Here is a 22,634-nt window from a genome sequence, read left to right on the forward strand (position 1 = left end):
GATGGAAACAATAGCTCCAAGTGGATATAAAAAGACCAAAGTTGGTGTTATCCCAACGGATTGGAATTTGCACCGAATTGACGAAGTGTTAACAAGAGTACGAAAACCTCTTGAAGTAAAGCCTGACGAAAAGTATCAAGAAATAGGGATTCGATCTCATGGGAAGGGACTTTTCTACAAAGATTTTACTACTATTGATGAGATAGGTGATAAATCAGTGTTTTGGGTTGAACCAGATTGCTTTATTGTTAATATCGTATTTGCATGGGAACAAGCCATAGGGAAAACTACTGAAAATGAAAAAGGTATGATTGCTTCTCATCGATTTCCGATGTATAAGCCTCAAAAGAACATATTAGATCTTGATTATTTGGTTTACTTGTTTAAATCTAAACGCGGTAAGTATTTACTCGAACTCGCTTCACCGGGTGGGGCTGGACGGAATAAAACACTGGGGCAAGGTGAATTTGCAGAACTTCAAATTCCATTACCACCTTTTAGTGAACAAGAAAAAATAGCTCACATACTTACTACTTGGGATGAAGCCATCGTAAAACAAGAAGAGCTTATCAGAGAGAAAGAACAACTTAAAAAAGGGCTTATGCAAAAGCTACTAAGTGGTGAAATTCGTTTTGATGGGTTTTCAGATCCATGGAAATTTGTAAAACTTGGAGACTTACTGGACTATGAGCAACCAACACAATATTTAGTTAAAGATACTAATTATAATGACAGTTACGATACTCCTGTTCTGACAGCTGGTAAAACCTTCATACTTGGATATACAAATGAAAAAAGTGGAATTTATAAAAATAATTTACCTGTCATAATCTTCGATGATTTCACTACAGCAACACAATTTGTAGATTTTCCATTCAAAGCTAAATCATCAGCGATGAAAATTTTAAAGCCAAAAAACAACACTGTCAATATGAACTTGATTTATGAGTTTATTCAAATGATCAATTTCGTTGCTGATGATCACAAACGATATTGGATATCTGAATATCAAGAATTAGAAATTAAGTTGCCATCTGAAGAAGAGCAACGAAAAATAGCTGATATCTTAATCTTTGCAACCAAAGAAATCAGTCTTCTTAAAAATGAACTTGAAGAGCTAAAACAGCAGAAAAAAGGGCTAATGCAAAAGTTACTGACTGGTGAAGTGAGGGTAAAAATATGAGTAAAAAATTTAGAATTCTCTGTTTAGACGGCGGCGGTATTAGAGGACTATACTCTGCACAGCTTTTAAAAAGAATACAAGACGATTGCGGTGTGAATTTCTATAATGATTTTGATTTGATCGTTGGAACGTCTACCGGCTCAATTTTGGCTGGGTCTATTGTCAAAAAAATTGCTATTGATAAAGTAATTTCTCTATATGAGTATGAAGGCAAAAATATTTTTAAGAAGAGATGGTTGTCTAGAATTGGTTTGTTTGGCAGTAGATATAACCCTAATCCATTAAAAGAACAATTGAAAACGATTTTTGAAAATACGGTGTTTGGAGATATAGAGAAACCTCTTTTAATATGTGCTACTGACATTGGGAATTCAACACAATTCGTTTTTAAGACAACTTTCAATGGTCAAAATGATAGCAATGGGAATACCAAAGAGTTGGTTAGAGATAAAAAGATAGCTTTATATGATGCTATTTTGGCTTCATCTTCAGCACCCATCTTTTTCCCTCCACATAAAATTGGCAATCATTTGCTTGCAGATGGAGGGCTTTGGGCAAACAGTCCTGTTCTAGTTGCATTGGCTGAGGCAAAAAAGATTTTTAAGGTTGAGCCTCAAGATGTTTCTATTGTCTCAATTGGAACAGGTGTAGAAGAAAATGATTATCATATAAATACCAAATTCTGGGGGTTCTTAACTGGCTGGAAAAGAGAAAAACTTATTTCGATGATTTTAAATTTGCAGACTAAAACTAATAATAGTTTGCTGCAATTTTTAATGCCGAAAGAAAATATTTTACGTTTGACATATACAAGCGACAAAACTCTGCCTCTTGATGATATATCCCAGAATGAAAACTTGCTCAGTAAAGCAGATCATGACTTTACTTCTCGACACGCTGAAATTCAATCGTTTATAAATAAATACATAAAGGACAAAGATGTCGACCAATAAAGAACTATTTAAAATTTTAGAAAAAGTCGGTGACTCTTTAGAGATCACCAAATCTCAATATAAATTAGCGGAAGAACGCTATAAAGCCGTAGGAAAATGGCTGGCTGAAGGCGAATATTGTTTATTGGGTGATGGTAAAAAACAATGTTTTAAAGATGGTGAAATATACCCTCAGGGTTCGATTAGATTGGGAACGACTGTCAAACCCATCGGAAAAAATGAGTTCGATATTGATCTGGTTTTTTATACGCCAAATGTTTCGGCAGATATGATCAAGCCTGAACGTTTAAAGGAACTTATTGGTGATCGGCTTAAAGAACATGACACCTACAAAAAAATGCTCACCCCTTTAAATAGAGGCTGGTGTATTAATTATGCCAATGAATTCCATCTCGACATCACACCATCACTCGATAATCATCACGAGCCATTCAATGAGAGTGAACTGGTAGCTGATGAAAAACTTGAACGCTATATGCCTACCAATCCCGAAGGATATGCGCAATGGTTCGATAATATCTCATCAATAGAGCCGATATCAGAATTTACAAAAAATATGTTTGAATCAAGAAATACAATCCTTATGACTGAAGACGCAGCAACAGTCACTGAATTGCCAGAACATGACTCAAACAAACCTCTTTTAAAAAGATATATTCAAATTTTTAAAAGACATAGAGACATGATGTTCGATGGTAGAGACGATGCGCCTATTTCAATCATTATTACTACTCTAGCAACCAAATCCTATGAATATTGTATTCGACATTTCACGTATTACAATGAGTATAGCTTAATGATCGATACTTTGAAAAACATGCCTTTATTTATCGAAACAAGAAATACTTTACATTGGATAGAAAATCCTACAGTTACAGGTGAAAATTTTGCAGAAAAGTGGAATTACACTCCAATAAAAAAACAAAATTTTGATTCATGGCACACGGAAATAGTAAAAATGTTTGAATCGATTAATAACCTCAAAGGTCAACATTTAATTTTTGAATCGCTCAAAAAAGGATTGGGAGAGTCCCCTGTCAATAAAGTTTACAACGACATGACACAAAAGGTTGATGACTATAGACAAAGAGGACTTTTAGGTGCTGGATTCGGAACTCTATCTGATTCTCATCCGGTCAAAAAAAATACATTTTTTGGAAACTAAATGTCATTTGCAAAAGGGGTCTCTAAGTACAAAACACTAAGTTTAGAACAACAGTACTTTAATATAAAAAATTGTCCCCTGGCATCTAATGGAAGAGGAGAATTTTCACGTGACTATTTTTATTGGGAGTTTACTGCACAACCAACTCCTCTCAGTAAAACTTACCTCGTATTGCTCATTTTTCATATGGATAATTATTCACCTGATGTTTTTATACTGGATCAGGATGTTTGGGATATATCGAAAAAAAAATCTATTCCTCACCTCTACGATTCCAAAAGGGTCAAATTATGTCTATATTACCCAGCATACAAAGATTGGGATCAGACTATGCCATTAAATACGACATTCGTGCCATGGACTTATTTGTGGCTGTATTATTATGAAGAATGGTTATTTTCATGTGAATGGAAAGGTGGAGGAGAACATCCATCGAGTAAAAATTCTGAAGAAAATGACAAAAAACAGGTAAGTATTTTCAATAAGTTTCGAAAACAAAAAGCAAAAAAAACGAATAAAGAAGATAAAGCTAAACAAATCATTCATTCCATTTATGAACAACGCAGAAAAGCTTATATAGAACGCGAAGGAGTAGCATGAAACAAGATATCTTTGCAGAGTTGACTCTTCAAAACAACACCATAGAGCTATTAAAAAAGATGGGCTATACCTTTATCAGCCAAGAAGAGAATGTAAGAGTTCGCAATGGCAAGCTTGGAGAGGTGATACTCAAAGACATTCTCCTCGAACAACTTCAAAAGATTAATAGCTTTGAATACAAAGGGGTAGAGTATACATTTTCCCCAAAAAATATCGCCAAAGCGATCGAAGAACTCAATGTTCCACTCAATGAAGGTCTCATGAGTGCTAATCAAAAAATCAGTGACAAACTCATGCTCGGAACCAGTTATGACGAAGAGCTGATCGACGGTGTCAAAAAAAGCTTCTCTCTCCAATATATCGATTTCAAAAATCCTGAAAAAAATATCTTTCATATCACAGAAGAGTTCACTGTCAACCGTCAAATTACATCTGAAATTGAGAAGACTAGACGGCCTGACTTGGTACTTTTTATCAACGGTATCCCGTTTGCAGTGATCGAACTGAAAAAATCCAGTGTAGACGCGGAGCAAGGTATCTCTCAAATGATCCGCAATCAAGGTAAAGATGAGATTCCGCATCTCTTCAAATACATTCAGCTCACTATCGCCGGAAACAACCACAGCCCTAAATATGCTACAGCAGGGACACCTAAAAAGTTCTATGCCGTATGGGAAGAGGAAGAATTCAAAAGTGAACCAAGCAACCTCATAGAAAATAGAACGGTGAGTGCGCTGGATAAAACTATTTTTGCACTCTTCAATAAAAAGCGTGTGATCGAAATTTTGCACTCTTATATCATCTTTGACAACAAAATCAAAAAAGTGGCGCGTTATCAGCAATTTTTTGCGATCAAAGAGATCGTCAAAAAGATCAATGTGTTTGATAATACCGGTAGACGTGACGGTGGGCTCGTATGGCATACGCAAGGAAGCGGGAAGTCACTCACGATGGCAATGCTCACAAAAGTGATCAAACGCGATATCGTAGGTTCTAAAATCATTGTGGTCACAGATAGAACGGATTTGGATAGACAGATACACACGACGTTTGCCAATAGTGAAATAAAAGCGGGACGTGCCAGTAGTGGTCATGATCTGATCGAAAAACTACAATCAGGCATGAGTGTTATCACTACGCTGATTCATAAATTTGAGACGGTTGAAAAAGAAAAAATCGTTTTGGATGATCCTAACATCTTTGTGCTCGTCGATGAATCACACCGAACCCAAGGCGGTGATCTGCATAAGTCGATGAAAAAAGTGTTTGATAACGGATGCTATCTCGGGTTTACAGGTACACCACTGCTCAAACGTGAAAAAAGTTCTATCGCGAAATTTGGGGGGTTGATTCATAAATACACGATTGATCAAGCAGTACGAGACAACGCCGTTTTACCTCTACTTTATGAGGGTAGATTGGTCGATCAGTGGGTGAATGATCAAAACGGACTGGATCGACGGTTTGAGATGATTTCTCGTGACTTGAATGATGAACAAAAAATGGATTTAAAAAGAAAATGGGCGAGATTTCAGCGAATCGCTTCGAGTGAACGGCGTCTGGAGATGATCGCGCTTGATATCAATGAGCATTTCATCAAAAATGTACAGGGAACAGGGTTCAAAGCGATGTTAGCTACCAGTAGTAAATACGAAGCGATCAAATATCACTCTATTTTTGAAGAATTTGGCAATATCAAAACCTCATTTGTCATTTCCGCTCCAGATACGAGAGAGGGGCATGACGAAGTCGATGAGAGCAATAAACAATTCGTTATCGAAGCGTGGAATAAACTCATTAGAAAATATGGCGACGAAGAGCGTTTTCTCGAAAAAATCAAAGACGAATTTATCGAAGGTGATGAGATCGAATTGCTGATTGTAGTTGATAAACTCCTGACCGGGTTTGACGCACCAAGAGCGGCGATACTCTATATAGACAAAGAGCTCAAAGAACATAATCTCTTGCAAGCAATCGCACGTGTTAACCGTCTTTATGATGGAAAAGATTTCGGATTTATTGTTGATTATCGAGGGCTTCTGGGTAACCTTGACCAAGCTCTAACTTCATACAGCTCACTTGATGGCTTCGAAGAAGAAGATCTTCTGGGTGCTGTTATCGATATCAAAGAAGAAGTGGCGAGAGTAAAAACGTTTTATTCTCATCTCAAAGAGCTTTTTGACCCCGTCGACAATAAAAACGATCAAGAGAGTTATGAAGTTTTCTTGGGTGATGAAGAGAAAAGAAAAGAGTTTTATGAGCTCCTATCATCCTACGCAAGAGCACTCAAGCTCGCCCTCTCTAGTGACAAAATTACCGAAGTATTCACCAAAGTAGAGATAGAAGAGTACAAAAGAGCTATGAAGTTTTACAGCGAACTTCGTAAAAGCGTCAAAATTCGCTATCACGAAGAGGTGGACTTCGGTAAATATGAAAAGCAGATGCAAAAGCTTCTGGATACATTTATCAGTGCCGAAGAGGTGAATCAACTCACTAAGCTCGTTAATATATTCGAAGCAGATTTTGAAAAAGAGCTGGATCGTGTGGTTGGGGATAATGCGAGAGCTGATACCATCATCAGTGCCAGTACTAAAGTGATTTCTGAGCGACGAGAGCAAAATCCGGCGTATTACGACAAACTCTCTAAGCGGATTCAAGAGATTTTGGATGAGTATAAAGAGGGGCGTCTTAGCGATGAAGATAAACTCAAACATGCGAAAGATATTCGTTCACTATTGATGCAAAAAAATAGTGACGATCTTGACGAATACCCAGAACAAATCAAACATAATGCTATGGCACGATCGTTTTATGATAACCTACAAGCGTATATGAAAGAGATACCATCGGAAACGTTTGTAGAAGTGGTACTCAAGGTAGATTCTATTTTCAAAGAAGCATCCAAAAAACCCGATTGGGAAAATAATAACGATGTTAAAAATACTATTGATCAAGAGATTGACGATTTACTTTGGGAGCTTGAAAGTACCCATAAAATTAAATTCGCCGACTTAGATGAGATCATCGCTCAAGTTCGTTCCATCGGCATCAACAACTATGCAAAGAGATAACATCACCATTGTTTACAAGGATATCAAACACGCCAATCTAAAGGTCAAACCAAATCAAGAAGTATTGCTAACAGTGCCTCTTGATATGACGGATGGGGAAATTGAACATATCCTTGTAAAAAGAGCCAATTGGGTCAATCAGCAGCTCAAACTTTTTCAAAAAAACACGCAACCAAAAAAAGAGCTAGTGAGCGGTGAAAGCTTTTTGTATCTTGGTAAGAATTATCGCCTAAAGGTGATCGAATCAAACGAAGAAAAAGCTCGACTGAATCGTGGATATTTTGAACTCTTTGTTAAAGACAAACATGACTATAGCAGAAAAGAAAAGCTCATCAATGATTGGTATAAATCTAGGGCTATGGAGTATTTTCAAAAAAATATTGACAAATATAACGCTATCGTCAAACTAGAGATCAAAGCGGTTCGAATTAGATCCATGAAAACACGCTGGGGATCGTGTAACCCTAAAAAATCCTATATCAATCTAAATCTTGAACTCATCAAAAAACCAAAAAGCTCAATTGAGTATGTCATTTTTCATGAATTGGTTCATTTGATCCATAATGATCATAGTAAAAACTTCTACAATCATCTGAGTTTGCATATGCCTGATTGGCAGAAAAGAAAGGCAAACCTCGAACGATAATAAAAATGTGTTTCTAATTGAAACACATACTGAAATTTGTATTTTTAGGGTCAAATTTGCAAATAGCTCTAAATAATTTCAAATGATTTTATATAGCTATACCCCCATATTTTCCGTATTTTTTTGCCCTTCCTTTCCAATTTTTTCTTTTCTATACTTATCTCAACAAATAGCTATGCGTTAATTTTTTTGCAATTAGAGGAAAGGTTATGACGGAAAAAGAACTCGTTGAAATGATGTACGGGAAACATAAAAAATGGCTGCTTAATGCCAATGAAGCAGCTGCAGAATGGGGCAGTAGTTATTCTGCTTTAAGCAAATTATTTGGTGGGAGTGACGCTCTCCCTGAAAAAATGCTTTTGCAAAAGCAAATCATTCCCCCTTGGACTATGTTTGGTCAAAAGCGAATGTGGAAAATCACGGATATTGCCGCATGGTTGGTTAATACAGAAAATACGGAGGTTAAAAAATGAATAATCAGCCCTTCAATAATTATTCGAATTCAGGACAAAACAACAACGATTACCAGCGTCAGCGACAACTTGATGCTGATCGCCAAAAACAGACTTATAAAATGGCAGCAGAACAGGCTTTGGATCACATTGCTAGAGATTATCAAAACGCTCAAGCGAACAATCTGAAGAACTGGAAGCTTGATCCATCGGACAAAGCAGCTGTTATACGCTATTATAAACGGTACTGGGATTCGCAGTTCATATCTATTTCTATCTCAATTTTGATCCTAACATTTCTTGTATCGTTTTATACGAAATGGGCTGTTTTTGGTATTTTTGCAGTCTTCATATTTCGTATAAGATTCTCCCAGCCGGTATTTTTGAGGTATCTACTGAATGATCATGAACTAACCGGCAAGCAAATCACCGAAATCAAGGACAAAATCTTTTACAAACAGCTTGAAACCAGTATGACCGCACTCTTAACGGCTATTTTGATATTGGTAAGCTATAGCAGCTTATTGTTTTCAAAGAGTATCTATCTTGCTAAAGATATGAGTTTTGACGAGATCCAAAAATTGGTCTCAATTCTCTCGAAGCCATCTCCATTTTATCTGGAAAATGAGCTTTTTGCATACTTCAATGTGGCTTCTATTCTCGTGTTGATGCTATTGAAAATCTATGAGAAATGGAGCAAGTGATGTTTTTTAAAACTCCAGCTAGAGAAAAAAATACTACCCAAAACAATGTGTACGCGCAACAAAGCGCGTATGGGCGAGGCATCACCTCTATTCAATCTGCCAAAGATGAATTGTACCGTCAGCCAAAACGTTTTAATCCGCTGCAATACCTCGAAAAAAACCGATATTTTTTGGGATTAAATCATCTTAATGGTCAACCGACATATAACTATGAATCGATTCATACCCAAATCGTTGCACCTACTCGCTCTGGAAAGGGTGTTTTCATCGGGATCAAAGCCGTTGAAGCATTACGTGAATATCGTGGTTTGATTGTCATTGACCCTAAAGAAGATGATTTTCTCCCTCAAGTCATACTTGAAGAGCTTGATCGACAGAATCGCACCGCTGATTTTCAAATACTAAATTGGCCAAATGATTTTGGCTATACCGTATTTTCACCTACTGATACAATCGAAGAAGCGACCAAAAAGATGACGATCATGCTCAATTTGATAGAAAACGATACCGAATTAGGGGCAAGTCATTATCGAAAAAGCGAGCGCATATTACTCTCAAAAATAATGCACATCTTTTTCAATGTCGAAAAGCTTTTAAGCATTAAAATAGACCGTTCACTGGCTGGCTTGTCGCAGTTTTTAAAATACGTCATTGCTGATTTAAATGCTGCTAGTGAATTTGTCAAAGAACAGGAAAAAAGCAAGCCAAATTTTGACAAGCTCGAAAAGCTTTCAAAACGGTATTTCGATCCAGAACTATTTATAAAAATGGATCTGAAGCCTTCACAGATGGCGATATTGGAGTCGTTGCAGTTTTCCATTTCCGAGTTTGATAATGTCACTATCTACGATAAATATCATCTTGCAGATGCTCTGACAAAAGGTAAAGTACTCTATATCAAAAGCGACATGCTGGATGAAACAGCACTCAAGTTTTTGAAACTTGTCATCACAGATATCATTCAGCAGTCTAAAAAAATGAAGAGTCAAACGAATTGCTTGGTAATACTGGATGAGCTTTCATTCTATCCGACACAGATTTTATCGGCTGGGCTCGCCACGGCAGCAGGATTTGGAGTTAAATTTATCTTGTCATATCAAAGTGAAGCACAAATGCGTGATGAGAGCTTGCGTGTCGCCATCAAAGACAACTGCCAAACGAAGATTTATTATAAAACATCCGATGATAAAACGCTCAAATACATCGAACTTTTAAGCGGCTTGGAATTGGTTTCACAAGTGACAAAAAAGGGGCATGAAACAACTATCAGACAGATGCAAGAGGAGCACATGAACATCACACGTCTTCGTGCGTTGCCTCGCTCAACCGTGGCGATCTTGATTGAAGAGAATCTCAATGAAATGAAGATTTTTCAAACATCACCAATACCTGTACGGCAAAAGTTCGACTGGACACAACTCAATGCGAAACAAGTACAAATTCCAAAATTTGAACTCAAAAAAGCATTTGCAGTTGAGCTTGTTTCGGTGGATACGATTGAACTATCCGCAACTACTTCTAAAGAGCTGGTTTTATAGGGGGAGGGGATGATTACCGACAGAGACATAGAAATATTCAAATTCATCAATCGCTACGGCAAAAGCTATATTGAGGTACTTGCAAAAACATTTTTCACTAATGAGCAAGTTGCCCGTAATCGTATCAATAGCCTTGCGAAACAAAACTTGATAAGCTATTGGAATACTGGTTTGATGAAACCGCGTAGAGCAATAGTTCTCTCAAATGATTCAAAAATGCTACTTGAATCTGAACATGAGATCATTGCCAAAACAGTGAAGCTCAATCGCACTACAATCCATCACAACATCATCGAACAAATTGCCGATTATCACCTTGGAAGGATTGGCATAGTTGAGAGGGCAACGGTTGCTACGCATTGCAGCAAGCTTCATCATGTGCCTGATTTTATTTTTACCAACGAACAGGGTAATAAAATCAATATCGAAGTGGAGCTGACCAAAAAATCAGCTCCTCGTTACGCTGGCATCATGAAGGATGTCAGCAAAGACAATGTGGATGCGATCATCTATATTTTAGACAGTGCCACTAAAATAAGATCATACGCTTCCATCATGCCAAAATGGCATAAACTCTTTTTTATCGACATTGATGATTTGATAAAAAATATTGATCAAACAGGGCAAATCAAACCGCACTCGCAGGAGGTGAGTTTGTTTGAAGCCCCTATTTGAGATGCTATTTAAAAGTCTGTTCAACTCGTAAACAGACTTTTAAATAAGTAATGCGGTACTCAAACCTCGTATGGTCGGTTGTTTGCACCTTATGGGCGCGTCTGGAGTAAACTCCCGACCCCGATGTGCCATCCGGCGTTTGTTGACACAAAAAAATTAACACACTCGCAAGTGTTAACATTTTTATCTCATCAACACCTGAGCATCATCAAGTTTATCTACAACTTGCGCCTCCCCGCAACTTGCTATCTAAACTGAATGATTTGTCCCATCGGGGTCTGGCGACACTAAAAATTTACGCTCAGATTTTTACAAAATCTAACGCTATTTTTAGGCTCCAAGACGCGCCCAGTCTCCGTTGCGCTCTTTTAAAAAAATCATCTCCCAGATAATTTTTTCAAAAAAGCTCTCTTCGCCATCTTCACAAGGAAATGAAAAATAGTGGATGATTTTTCATTTTTATCTATCATGTGAATCTCACGTATGGTGAGCTATCTTTCTTTATATTTTTATTTTTAACAAAAGAACATCAACGGGAGAAATAAATAATATTATCATTAAAGCAATATATTATTACAATCAATGATAATATGCCTATTTTATGATAATATAAGCTTTGTATTTTGATGCCATAAAACACATGTATGGGATTTAAATCTTATATTATCATTAATATCATATTTTATTGAAGCCATTGAGAAAGTTATTTTTTTATGATAATATAAGGCTATGGAAAAGAAATATAAAGAACTTTTAAATACTGTAAAAGATGAATTTGATTTGTCTATATCATTTGGACAAGCGAGTCAAGAAGTCAAATTGCCTCCTATAATAAGAATGGAATATGATATAGAGTTAATTAAAATAGAATTTATTGAATTTGCCTTAATCACTCCAAAACATCAAGAGCCAGATTCAATAAAGCGGATAAATATGATACAGGAAAGGTACAATAAGCCTCTTTTATACCTAAGTGAAAACATAGCCTCACCTCTTAAAAGACAGTTTCTTGATTCTCACATATCATTCGTATCTAAAAATATGATATACCTATATCCTCTTTTGCTGATTCAAAAAGATAGAGGTGAATTTGTTCAAAACAAAAATATAAAAAATATAAATATATCTATGCAACCTTTAATGCTTTATCTCCTATACAATCATAGATATGATGATCATTTTAGTGTTGAAAAAATTCATTCAGAGTTTAAACAAAGTATTCCAACAATATATAGATATATCCAAGTTTTAGAAGATTTATCTTTAATAAAAGTAGAAAAGGATGGAAGAAATAAATTTTTTAAACTAAATCAAGAGATGTCTTTTGAGAAGATGATAGAACTATTGCGTTCACCTGTCAAAGAAACAGTTTTTATAAAGCATGAAGACTTTCAAAGGATAAATAAAAATCATCAATATTGTATAGCTGGTGAAAGCGCACTTAGTCAATATAATCTAGCCGTAAGTCAACAAAGCTATGCAGTTTTTTACAATGATACAAAAGGAAGGGAATGGGATAAAGTGAATTATTCTTCTCGTTATTATGATGAATACGATGAAATACAAAAGTGGCATTATGATCCAAAAAGTATCAACAAAATGATAAAAGATTCGTATATGTATTACCAAGATAGTGTTGATCCAATATCACTATATTTAAGCCTTAGAGATATTGATATTGATATTGATATTAGACTTACAGATGCAATAGAGGAATTATTTGAAGAGATTAAAAGGTTATATGGATGGCAAACGATATAGTACAAGGATTATCCCATTTTTCAGATTTTTTTACGGATTACAAGGATGATTACATAGTTATTGGTGGTGTGGCAACTGCTTTACATTTGAAAAGATATGGTGCTACATCAATCAGGGCCACTTTGGATATTGATTTAATAGTCCTAGATGATCAAAAAAATAGTACTTTTGTAGATAGAATGGTTGAATATGTAAAAACAGTAAGCTATCAGCACTGTGGTATATATAAAGAAGAAACGAGGATATTATATCAATTTAAAGATCCTGTCATTAAAGACGCACCAGAGCAAATAGAACTATTTACTATTGATGAAATAAAAGATGAGAAATTAACCTTTATACGGCTGGAGGGGAGTGAATACTATTTTTATATTAGTGCAATAGTTCTGAATAGTGATTACAGAGAACTCATTGATCAGTTTAAGCTAGATCATCATAATTTATCAATAGCAGCTCCTGAAGTTTTAATACCATTAAAAGCATTAGCATATGTAAATCTTGGAAAAGAAGGCACAAAAAGAGCTTTGAGAGAACAGAAAAAACATCTTGATGATATCAAAAGACTAATAGAATATGTCGAGGAAGAAAAAATTGAAGTAAGTGAGAAAATTTATAATGATCTTACCACGGTTTTAGGGGAAGTAAAAAAAATTAGAGGTAGAGAAGAGTTAGCTGATAACGCTTTAAAGGTATATGTTAAAAAAGCGTAAAATTTACGGCTCTTCTAAAACAAAGCTTTCGTGATATTGTGTCTGATGTTAGGAATTAAATGTGCGTAACGCATTGTCATATCAATATTTTTATGACCTAATTGCTCTTTTATCTGTAATATATCAAGCCCTGCTTCTGCAAGCCAACTCGCATGGGTATGACGAAGTGAGTGGGCAGTAATTTTATATTTAGTATCCAGAGCGTTATTACCTGGAATAACACTTTCTACCGCCGTTGCAAAATAATCCGGCATTCTCAAAATTATCCCTCCGTCACTATTATTGATGACATTTTCATTTACTCTGTTTTCATAAAGGTCATTAATCGTTTCGCGAAGGGTTTCATTCATTGCGATATGGCGCTCATTGCCATTTTTTGTCTTTTTGAAAAAAATCGTATTGTTAGCAAAATTGACATCAGCCCATTTCAATCGAGTATCGATACCCGTTTTGTTTTTCTGAGATGAGGCACCTGTAATTTCACTAAACCGTGCACCGGTAAAAAGGAGTAGTACCATCAAATGATACGTCAAAGGGTGTGTAGATTCCAAAATCTCTAAAATTTTTCTAGCCTGTTCTTTCGTTAAATACCCTTGTCGTTTATTATCAATTTCTGGCATTTTGACTTTGCCGGCACTCATAGGATTGGTAAAGTTTTTGAGTATATCATGTTTGATCGCGTAATTGATGATCGTTCGGATGAGTGTTAATTGATGCTTGATTGTTTGCGATTCCAAACCCTTTTCTATCAGTTCTTGCTTGAATTTCTCAAAATCTAATGAAGCTAGATCCTTGACATTTTTTTGTCCAAAAATAGGCCTGATGTGTTTTTTATAATTCCGTTCATCCATGAGATAGGATTTTTTATTTGCCTTTGCATAACTGTAAAACTCTTCCCAAATAGCCTCAAATTTTAGTTTCGAAGTTCGACCAGCTTTGATAGTTGGCTCTTCATCATGCTGAAGCTTATACTTCATTTCGATCAATTTAGCATAAGCATCTTTTACGGTAAAATCAGAAATTTTCGTTTTTTTACCTACAAGTACTTTAACTGGCTTGCCTTGATCATCACGATAATTGATGTAATAGGAGATATCGCCATTCTTTAGCTCGTTGATCCAAACGCCTTCATATTTTCCACCAACTGGCTTCAGTCCCATTTTATAACTCTCCAATTTAACGACAAAACTGCTTTTTATATATAATTCGTCGTTTTTTTATTGAAAAAGTATAACAAAGTTTTCGTAATAAGAAGTGATTTTTTTACTACAATTTTTACTACAAAGTTTGAAAAATGATGAAAATGAAAGCATAATAATGAAAAACAAGGAAGGCTATATAATCCCAAAATATAGGGATTTTGAAAAGATTTGAAAAGATTTAAGAAATTATGAAAAATGCCAAAAAACAGACTTAGGATCTGGTGCCTCACGGTGTGAAGGTTCAAGTCCTTTCGTCCGCACCACCCTTCCAATATTTTTCTTTCAATCCCCCTTTTCAATGACAATCCCAACCGTTTATCCGACTGCGTTATAATAATTGCCATCCCTTGAAAAAGGCGGCAGCATGAACCTTCCTTCCGCACCCTGGTCCGAAACAGCCGACACCCTTTTAACCCGTTTGGAGACTTCCGCCGAAGGGTTGAGTGCGCTGGATGCCGAAAACCGCCTCACCCGTTTCGGTCCCAACGGAATCGAAGAGGAAGAACGCTCCAGAATCTCCCTTTTTCTGGCCCAGTTCGCAAGCCCGATTGTCTGGATTCTTCTGACTGCGGCCCTCATCAGCTTTGTCATGGAACATCACAAAGACGGCGTCATCATCCTCGCCGTTTTGACCATCAACGCCCTGTTAGGGTTTTATCAGGAACTCAAAGCCGAAACGTCGATCCGCGCCCTGCAAAAACTCACCGAAAGCCACGTCAAAGTTCTACGAAGCGGCATCAATGCCCTGATTCCTTCACGCGAACTGGTCCCCGGAGACATCGTGCTCCTGGTGGAGGGGGATATCGTCCCTGCGGACATACGGCTCTTCGAATCCCATGCTCTTCAAGTGGATGAAGCGGTGTTGACGGGGGAATCCCTCCCCTGTGATAAAAATGCCGATACGGTGCTGGGTGAGGACACTCCCTTGTTTGAACGGACCAATACCGTTTTTTCGGGAACCTCCGTCCTCAGGGGTAAAGCACTCGGGATCGTCGCGGCGACGGGAGAATCGACCCAAATAGCGCGTATCGCCCAATCGGCCCAGGAAGCATCCCCCCACTCGCCCCTCACCAAATCAATCCGCCATTTTTCCAGACTCCTGATCGCGGCTATTGTGCTGATCCTCTCGTTTCTTGCCCTTATTGCCCTGATGCAGGGGCGAAGCATCGAAGAGGTGGCAACTTTCATGCTCGCCCAGCTTGTTTCCGCAGTTCCCGAAGGGCTCCCGATCGTCATCACCCTGACCCTCGCGATCGGAGCCTACCGGCTGAGCCGCCACAAAGTACTGGTCCGCCATCTCCCTTCCGTCGAATCTCTAGGGAGCGCGACCGTGATCGCAACCGATAAAACGGGGACTCTTACCGAAGGCGTTTTATCCGTCAGGGAAGAGATTGCCCTCGATCCCGACGGACTCAGGCTGTGTGCCGCACTGTGCAACGATTCGCTAAACGGTACCGGAGATGCCGTCGACGTAGCCCTGGCACAATGGCTTGCAGAGGAGTATGACATGCTCCGAAACCGTTACGAACGGATCTATTTTCATCCGTTTGATCCCATCACCCGCATGATGGCTACCGTCAACCGTCGCGGGAAGGATGAAAAACTCTACGTCAAAGGGGCATACGAAGCCCTCATCCCCTTAGCCGTCAATCCCGAACACGAGCTTGAACGCCTTTCCCGCGCGCATGACGCCATGGCCGAGCGGGGGCTGAGGGTCCTTGCGTTCGGATTCAGCGATCATCACTGGGAAGACCCTTCCTCCGCACCGTTCGTCCTGACGGGACTCGTCGCATTCGCCGACCGCCCCAAAACGGGGCTGGACGAAACGATAACCGTTGCCCGCGAAGCGGGGATCGGGTTGATTATGATTACCGGCGACAACCCGGTTACGGCGGGAGTCATCGCCCGCGAAGTCGGGATCTGCAGAGGAGAAGCCCGCATTCTGCTCGGAAGCGATCTCGATCGGATCGACGACAAGACGCTTGCGGAGAAACTTCGGCATACCGATGTCGTGGCCCGCGCGATGCCCGAGCACAAATACCGCATCGTTCGTGTCCTTCAGCAAGAAGGGGAAATCGTCGCGGTCACCGGAGACGGAGTCAACGACGTTCCGGCGCTCAAGGCGGCCGATCTCGGGATCGCGATGGGAAACGGCAGTGAAGCGGCCAAATCCTCCTCCAAAATGGTCATCGGCGACAACAATCTGGGAGTCATTATCGATGCCGTACGTCAGGGAAGAATCATTGCCGACAACCTGCGCAAAGTGCTCTTTTATCTCCTCTCGACGAGCCTTGGAGAAATTCTTATCATCAGCGGCGCCATCCTGATGGGGCTTCCCCTTCCGCTTCACCCGACCCAAATTCTGTGGATCAACATTGTGACCGACGGGGTCAATGACAAGACCTTCGCGATGTGCAAAGAAGAGGGGAACGTCATGCAAAGGGGAGTACGCAAAGTTAACCGACAGTTTTTCGACAACGCGATGCTGCTGCGGCTGGTATGGTTTGCCTTTTCGACCGCGCTGATGTCGCTCGTCCTCTTTTTTTATCTACTCTCCAGCGATCATCCCTACGAAACGGCCCTGACCGCCACATTCTGCACGGTGGTCGTCGCTCAATGGATCAACGCCGTTTTTGCGCAAAAAGAGGGGGAACCGTTGTTGAAAAACATCAGACGCACCCTGACGATCAACCCCTGGCTGTGGTTCGGGATCAGCGGGGGAATCGCGCTTCAGGCGATTGCGCTGTACGCCATCCCCGAATGGTTCCACGTCATTCCCCCCACCGCCGAAATATTGCTCTACGTTCTCGTGGCCTCTTTGGGAATTTTCATTCTCGAAGAGGGGTACAAGTGGGGAGAATACTACGTCAATGCCCGGTTAAAGAAAAAAAATCACGGCTCGACCAAATCGGCGGAAGGCTCGTAAAAATAATACCCCTGCGACGCATCGACGCCGCTGGCTTTGACCCGTTCGTAGATCTCTTCGCTCGATACGAATTCGGCGACGGTGCTGATCCCCATCTCGTGGGCGAATTCGGCGATATGCTTGACGAAAATCTGCGCGTTCCGGTCGTGCGGAAGGTTTTTGATCAGCGTCCCGTCGATTTTGATCGTATCGACGTTGAGCTTGAGAAGGTGGTCGAAATTCGAATAGCCCGATCCGAAATCATCAATCGCAAACCGGCATCCGATCGATTTGAAGCGGTCGACGAACGCCGACACCGCATCGTAATTTTCAAACCCTTCGCTTTCGAGAATTTCGAAAATGATCAGCCGCCCCATCCCTTCACGCAATATGGTCGATTCGAGATAATCGGCCAGGTCGGGGTTCGTCAGATCCTGCGTCGAGAGGTTCAGACTCACCGGCAACTCGCTCCCTTTGAAGCGCGCGATCACTTTATCGATCATGATTTTGGTCAATTCGGGATAGATTTTCGTTTTTTTGGCGATTTCAAGAAACAGGTAGGGGGAGATCACCTTTCCCTCGGGATCGATCAGACGGATCAGCGCCTCGTATTTGACGATCCGGCCCGTCACGTTATCGACGATCGGCTGAAAGAAAGGGACGATGCGGGATTCTTCGACCGCCTCTTTGATCCGTTTGTACCAGGCGATATTTTTCCCCTGTTCCTGCTTCACTTCGTACGAAAAAACCTCCAGGCTACGCCGTTTACGCTTGGCCTCTTTGAGCGCGGCGGTGGCGTGTTCAAGGACCCGTTCCGAAGTGGGCGCAATCCCGACGGTGATGGTGAGGACGATTTCGATCCCCTCGATCACGAAAGACTCTTTTTGCGTCATCGCGATCAGGCGGTCCAAAAACGCGATGCAGTAACTCATGTCACTGCACTCTTCGTACACCAGCGCGTATTCATCACTCCCCATCTTGTACAGCGAAATATGGGGTTCGGCCGCGATCATCCGCTTGAGCCAGTGGGCATACCCCGAGAGAATCGCATCCCCGATCGTAATCCCGTAGACATCGTTGATATCGCTGAAACGGTCGATGTTGATGATCGCCAGGGCCGAGATTCCTTTGCGTTCCAGCGCTTCGACCAGCGAAAAACGGTTCGGAAGATCGGTTACGGCATCGGTTGTGAGATGATACTGCAGCCGTGTGCGTTGGGTGAACGAACCGACGGCAAATCCGATGTCCCCTGCGAGTTCTTCGAGCATTGCAATCTCTTTGGCTTCGAATCCGTGGGAGTTTTTGGCATAGATCGTCATCACCCCGATCGGCAGTGCATCGATCGTTTCGACCAGGGGAATGGCGATAACCGAACCGAACTGCCCCTTTTCGGCGATGTAGCGCCATGCACCCAGCGACGTATTGTGCTCGAGATGGTCGATGATGATTGTTTCGTTTTCGGTGTAAGCAACTACCGAAGGGTCTCTTTCGTCAAGGTGTTCCTGATCGAGATCGATTTTCATCCCGCCGTACAGGTACCCCGTAGTATCGTTCGAAAAAGCCTCGACGACCAGGGCGCTGTTAGCCCGCAACGCGATATGGCAGAGCTCGTACCCGGGATGCTGTGCGAGACGGTTGCAGGAATGATGCAGCAGTTCGCCGACATTCCGGGCGGTTAAAAGATACTGATTGATATCGGCTACGGTACGCAGTATTCCGTCGAGATAACGGGTTTCGTCAAGCGCTTCTCTCAGATGATCCTGCTGGATTTTCATCGAACGGAACGATTCGCCCAGCGTCGCATCTAGCAACGACAATTCTTCGATCAGATGGTCCCGATGCCCCGTCTCCTGTTTTTGGGCACGATAGGCGATCTCCTCCAGGGGTCGGATCATCCAGCGGCGGACAACGCCATAAAGGCTCAGCGCCACGACCGCAAAGACCAGGAAAAGGGTGAGACCGTAAAACAGCGCGATCTGGTTGAGGCGGCTGTAAATGAACTCCTCGTTCAACTCGATCAGCAATAATGCCCGTTCCTGCCGCGACTCCGGAAAATAGGCGATTTCCGCCGCATACCGCAGATGGTGGTCGCGTATCCCCTGCTGGATCTGGGAGACCGGAAGATACCCTTCTGCGATCATTTTTCCCGCAAGGGTACGGGACGAAGACGCGCCGATCGTTTTCCCGTCCCGCGACAGGGAAAAGACCGCTACCGCGTCGTCGATCGCGGCCGACTGGTCTAGCAGCGCCTGGATGGAATCGGGCCGGTTGTTTTGCAGCGCTTTGCTCAGGTCTTCTTCGAGATTGAAAATGCTTTGATTCAACGCCGTCGCCACATAACGCAGCGTAATCATCCTCTCGACGTAGTAAAATCCGGCCGACACGACCGAAATGGCGAGAAACGCGACGGCGATGTTGATCAGGACGAAGCGCTGGATCTTCACGGCAGCAGCCTGTCGGTTTTAATGTTTTGCGAATGAAGGTATTCGACAATCGTCGGGGGAACCGTATCGTGGACCCATTCGATCCCTTCGGTACTTTCAATGAACTCGTCGTAGGTCTGCCCTTCCAGATACCCTTTGACGACCGAATAATACTCTTTGGGGTCTTGCTTGAACCGTTTGATCGCCAATCCCATGATCTCTTTGAGGCGGACGAACTCCTCTTCGTTCCCCTCAATCACTTTTTCATCCACAAAAAGGGCGTCGATAACGTAAAAGTTTTTCAACGTCTGCGTCGATGCAAGCGTGCGATACCCCTTTTTCCGAAGTTCCGAAAGATAAGGCGAATACGAGACGAGGATTACCGCTTCCGACATCATCGGCATCGCGGAGATGTTTTTCTGGGACGAATCGATCTGACTGAATAATTCGGGTTCCAGCCCGTTTTCCCGTACAAACGCATTGAAAAAATCTTCATTCAGCGATCCCCTTTCAAGAAAAACCTTCACCGGCTGTTTCGATGAACGAAGTTCCTCCAGCGAACGGTTTGAAAGGATGGCATCGGCCCCGTAGGAGTGATCGATCAAAAAAACGGGCTTGATCGTATGCTGATCTTTAAAGTGCATCAGCTCGTACTGCGTCGCCGTAAACCCCCGGGTAAACCCGCGATGATAAAGACGCGCGTTGTCGGTCAGGTCAACCAGCCAGATGAATTTGAACGGAGAATCGTCAAGCCACCCTTTTTCCTGCGCGTAGATCAGCGGGGTAAAGCCTACCCACGGGTTGGTCGAAATCCGGATTTCGGAAGTAATTGAGGGGCGGTTGAGATAATAGTACAATGAAACGGCGACCATCGAAATGAGCATAACAAGAGCGATAACAACAACATATGCTTTTTTCATCAGGATGCTCTCAAATGAATTTTGATGCCTTGGTCTCATATGGTAACATAAATTTGCCCGATCGTTCACCGCATCTGCGGGAGATTGCTCCGGGTACTACCCGCCTCCGGGCGGTAAATGCTACAATTACGCTGATTTTTCGGGGGAGTCGCTTGTGAAGTACCTGTTTATTCTGTTGTTGGTAGTCTCTTTTCCGGGATGGGGAAGCGAAACGTTTAACGGCAAAAGCGCTTTGGTCGTCCTGCCGCTTCCCGCCGGCAAAGTATCGTTTGCCGATGCGAACCTCAGCGTCGTGGCACATCCCCTCGATCGCACCAGGGGGATCGTCATCGTTCCGGTCGACTATTACACCTCCGCCGGCGACTACAACATCACCTGGAACGCCCCGGGGAAAAACATCCCGATGGGATTGAGCGTTCGCGACGGTGCGTATCCTTCGGAAACCCTCAGCGTCGATCCCGCCAAAGTGACTCCCCCGCCCGAGGCGATGGAGAGGATCGAACAAGAAAAAGCCGAAGCCGAAGCGATTTACGCAACATTCACCCCGATACGTTACTGGGACAAACCGTTCGTCCGCCCGATGGATTCGAACATTACCAGCGTATACGGAGCCAAACGCACCTACAACGGAACCCTCAAAAGCTATCACGGGGGAGTCGATTTTCGCGCACGCACGCCCCAACCGATCTTGGCCGCCAATGACGGAATCGTCGTCCTCGCCAAAGAGCGCTATTACGCCGGAGACACGGTTATTATCGATCACGGCGAAGGGATTTACAGCTGTTATTTTCACCTCAGCCGCTATGGCGTCAAGGTCGGACAATACGTGAGGAGGGGAGACGTGATCGGTCTTACGGGGGCAACCGGACGGATTACGGGACCGCATCTGCATTTTGGCATGACGGTCCACTCCCGCCAAACCGATCCGCTCCATCTGATCGCACAAATCAACGGATTGTTCGAAAAGGCGCCCGATGCGACCGTCGCTTCTCGCTAGCCTGCTGCTGGCTTCGGCCCTCCACGGATTCTCGACCACCAATCTTCAGTACCTCTATGGCAGTTTCGAAGGACCGACGTTTCTGGATACGGTTGAGGGGGCGAAACATACCTTAACCGCCGAGCATTACCGTACGTTCGGGTACGGGGATGTGTTTGCGTTCGTCGATTACGTCTATACCCCCAAAGGGTTGCGGTTCAGCGGAAAGAAAAACGACCTCTACGGAGAATTTTCACCCCGTATCAGCTTCAATAAAATCGCCGATCTTCCCGTATCGTCCGGGGTATTCAAAGAGTGGTATGCAGCCTATCAGCACAATCGCGCAGACGGCTACCGGGCCGATCTATACGGGGTGGGATGCGATCTGAACATTCCTGGATTCGACGTGTTCAGCCTCAACGGCTACCGCAAAGCGCGCTCGCAAATGAGCGATACCTATCAGCTCTCGGGGAACTATTCCGCGGCGCTGAGCGAAGCGTGGCTTTTCGAGGGGTACTTTGACTGGACGGGAGCCGATTTTCTGACGCAGAACCAACTGCTGTTCAACCTCTCCCCCTTTCTGGGGATCCGGGAGGGACAGCTCCGTATCGGGACCGAATGGCATTATTATCGCGAAAACGGCTCCGACACCGACAACGACGTCTTCCAGGCGATGATCAAGTACAGCTGGTAATCAATCTTTTTTCATTACGGCCCAGATAAAGCCGCCCAGCCCGATCCCCACCACGA

At 42.1% G+C, this 22,634-nt stretch carries 18 protein-coding genes; 15 read left to right on the forward strand and 3 right to left on the reverse strand.

What is annotated here, in order from left to right; all coding sequences use genetic code 11:
• Window position 1: 1 nt before the first annotated feature.
• The 12 genes from AB1763_02485 to AB1763_02540 all read left to right on the forward strand — a co-directional run bounded on the left by AB1763_02485 (window position 2) and on the right by AB1763_02540 (window position 13,458).
• Entirely contained in the window at window positions 2-1,183 is a 1,182-nt protein-coding gene (locus AB1763_02485; protein ID MEW5831686.1) for a restriction endonuclease subunit S, read from the forward strand.
• Window positions 1,180-2,136, forward strand: a complete 957-nt coding sequence (locus tag AB1763_02490) for a CBASS cGAMP-activated phospholipase (GenBank protein MEW5831687.1) — start codon at window positions 1,180-1,182, stop codon at window positions 2,134-2,136. The genes AB1763_02485 and AB1763_02490 overlap by 4 nt, the downstream gene beginning before the upstream one ends.
• Entirely contained in the window at window positions 2,123-3,301 is a 1,179-nt protein-coding gene (locus tag AB1763_02495; GenBank protein ID MEW5831688.1) for a nucleotidyltransferase, read from the forward strand. Before AB1763_02490 ends, AB1763_02495 begins: the two co-directional genes overlap by 14 nt.
• Window positions 3,302-3,901: a hypothetical protein gene (locus AB1763_02500; GenBank protein ID MEW5831689.1), complete on the forward strand. Its 600-nt coding sequence runs from the start codon at window positions 3,302-3,304 to the stop codon at window positions 3,899-3,901. It abuts the gene before it with no gap.
• Window positions 3,898-6,972 (forward strand): HsdR family type I site-specific deoxyribonuclease, encoded by a 3,075-nt coding sequence (locus tag AB1763_02505; GenBank protein MEW5831690.1) that lies wholly within the window; start codon window positions 3,898-3,900, stop codon window positions 6,970-6,972. The genes AB1763_02500 and AB1763_02505 overlap by 4 nt, the downstream gene beginning before the upstream one ends.
• Complete coding sequence (locus tag AB1763_02510; GenBank protein MEW5831691.1) at window positions 6,959-7,618, forward strand: SprT family zinc-dependent metalloprotease; 660 nt, start codon at window positions 6,959-6,961, stop codon at window positions 7,616-7,618. The genes AB1763_02505 and AB1763_02510 overlap by 14 nt, the downstream gene beginning before the upstream one ends.
• A gap of 209 nt (window positions 7,619-7,827) precedes the next feature.
• On the forward strand, window positions 7,828-8,091 hold the full coding sequence (locus AB1763_02515) for a hypothetical protein (protein ID MEW5831692.1): 264 nt from the start codon (window positions 7,828-7,830) through the stop codon (window positions 8,089-8,091).
• Window positions 8,088-8,774, forward strand: coding sequence for a hypothetical protein (locus tag AB1763_02520; protein MEW5831693.1), 687 nt, complete (start codon window positions 8,088-8,090; stop codon window positions 8,772-8,774). The genes AB1763_02515 and AB1763_02520 overlap by 4 nt, the downstream gene beginning before the upstream one ends.
• Window positions 8,762-10,312, forward strand: a complete 1,551-nt coding sequence (locus tag AB1763_02525) for a type IV secretory system conjugative DNA transfer family protein (GenBank protein ID MEW5831694.1) — start codon at window positions 8,762-8,764, stop codon at window positions 10,310-10,312. The genes AB1763_02520 and AB1763_02525 overlap by 13 nt, the downstream gene beginning before the upstream one ends.
• A gap of 9 nt (window positions 10,313-10,321) precedes the next feature.
• Window positions 10,322-10,987 (forward strand): hypothetical protein, encoded by a 666-nt coding sequence (locus tag AB1763_02530; protein ID MEW5831695.1) that lies wholly within the window; start codon window positions 10,322-10,324, stop codon window positions 10,985-10,987.
• Between the two features lie 729 nt (window positions 10,988-11,716).
• A complete protein-coding gene (locus tag AB1763_02535) occupies window positions 11,717-12,748 on the forward strand; it encodes a helix-turn-helix domain-containing protein (protein ID MEW5831696.1) in 1,032 nt (343 codons plus the stop codon).
• Window positions 12,733-13,458, forward strand: coding sequence for a hypothetical protein (locus AB1763_02540; protein ID MEW5831697.1), 726 nt, complete (start codon window positions 12,733-12,735; stop codon window positions 13,456-13,458). Before AB1763_02535 ends, AB1763_02540 begins: the two co-directional genes overlap by 16 nt.
• Before the next feature lie 14 nt (window positions 13,459-13,472).
• Here AB1763_02540 and AB1763_02545 read toward each other — a convergent pair whose 3' ends face one another.
• The gene (locus tag AB1763_02545) at window positions 13,473-14,618 is read right to left on the reverse strand and encodes a site-specific integrase (protein ID MEW5831698.1); all 1,146 of its coding nucleotides are present in this window, start codon (window positions 14,616-14,618) and stop codon (window positions 13,473-13,475) included.
• Window positions 14,619-15,024: 406 nt separating this feature from the next.
• Here AB1763_02545 and AB1763_02550 point away from each other — a divergent pair, with 406 nt between their 5' ends.
• Window positions 15,025-17,586 carry a cation-transporting P-type ATPase gene (locus tag AB1763_02550; protein MEW5831699.1) on the forward strand — a complete coding sequence of 854 codons (2,562 nt, stop codon included), beginning with the start codon at window positions 15,025-15,027 and terminating at the stop codon, window positions 17,584-17,586.
• Here AB1763_02550 and AB1763_02555 read toward each other — a convergent pair.
• Both AB1763_02555 and AB1763_02560 read right to left on the reverse strand, forming a co-directional pair.
• Entirely contained in the window at window positions 17,553-20,009 is a 2,457-nt protein-coding gene (locus AB1763_02555; GenBank protein MEW5831700.1) for a GGDEF domain-containing protein, read from the reverse strand. The two genes, AB1763_02550 and AB1763_02555, sit on opposite strands and share 34 nt — an antisense overlap.
• Entirely contained in the window at window positions 20,006-20,908 is a 903-nt protein-coding gene (locus AB1763_02560) for a hypothetical protein (GenBank protein ID MEW5831701.1), read from the reverse strand. Before AB1763_02560 ends, AB1763_02555 begins: the two co-directional genes overlap by 4 nt.
• Before the next feature lie 154 nt (window positions 20,909-21,062).
• Here AB1763_02560 and AB1763_02565 point away from each other — a divergent pair, with 154 nt between their 5' ends.
• The gene (locus tag AB1763_02565) at window positions 21,063-21,905 is read left to right on the forward strand and encodes a M23 family metallopeptidase (GenBank protein ID MEW5831702.1); all 843 of its coding nucleotides are present in this window, start codon (window positions 21,063-21,065) and stop codon (window positions 21,903-21,905) included.
• Window positions 21,883-22,578, forward strand: a complete 696-nt coding sequence (locus tag AB1763_02570) for an outer membrane protein OmpK (protein MEW5831703.1) — start codon at window positions 21,883-21,885, stop codon at window positions 22,576-22,578. Before AB1763_02565 ends, AB1763_02570 begins: the two co-directional genes overlap by 23 nt.
• Window positions 22,579-22,634: the final 56 nt, after the last annotated feature.

This window comes from Campylobacterota bacterium, assembly GCA_040752835.1.
Lineage (GTDB): Bacteria > Campylobacterota > Campylobacteria > Campylobacterales > Sulfurimonadaceae > Sulfuricurvum.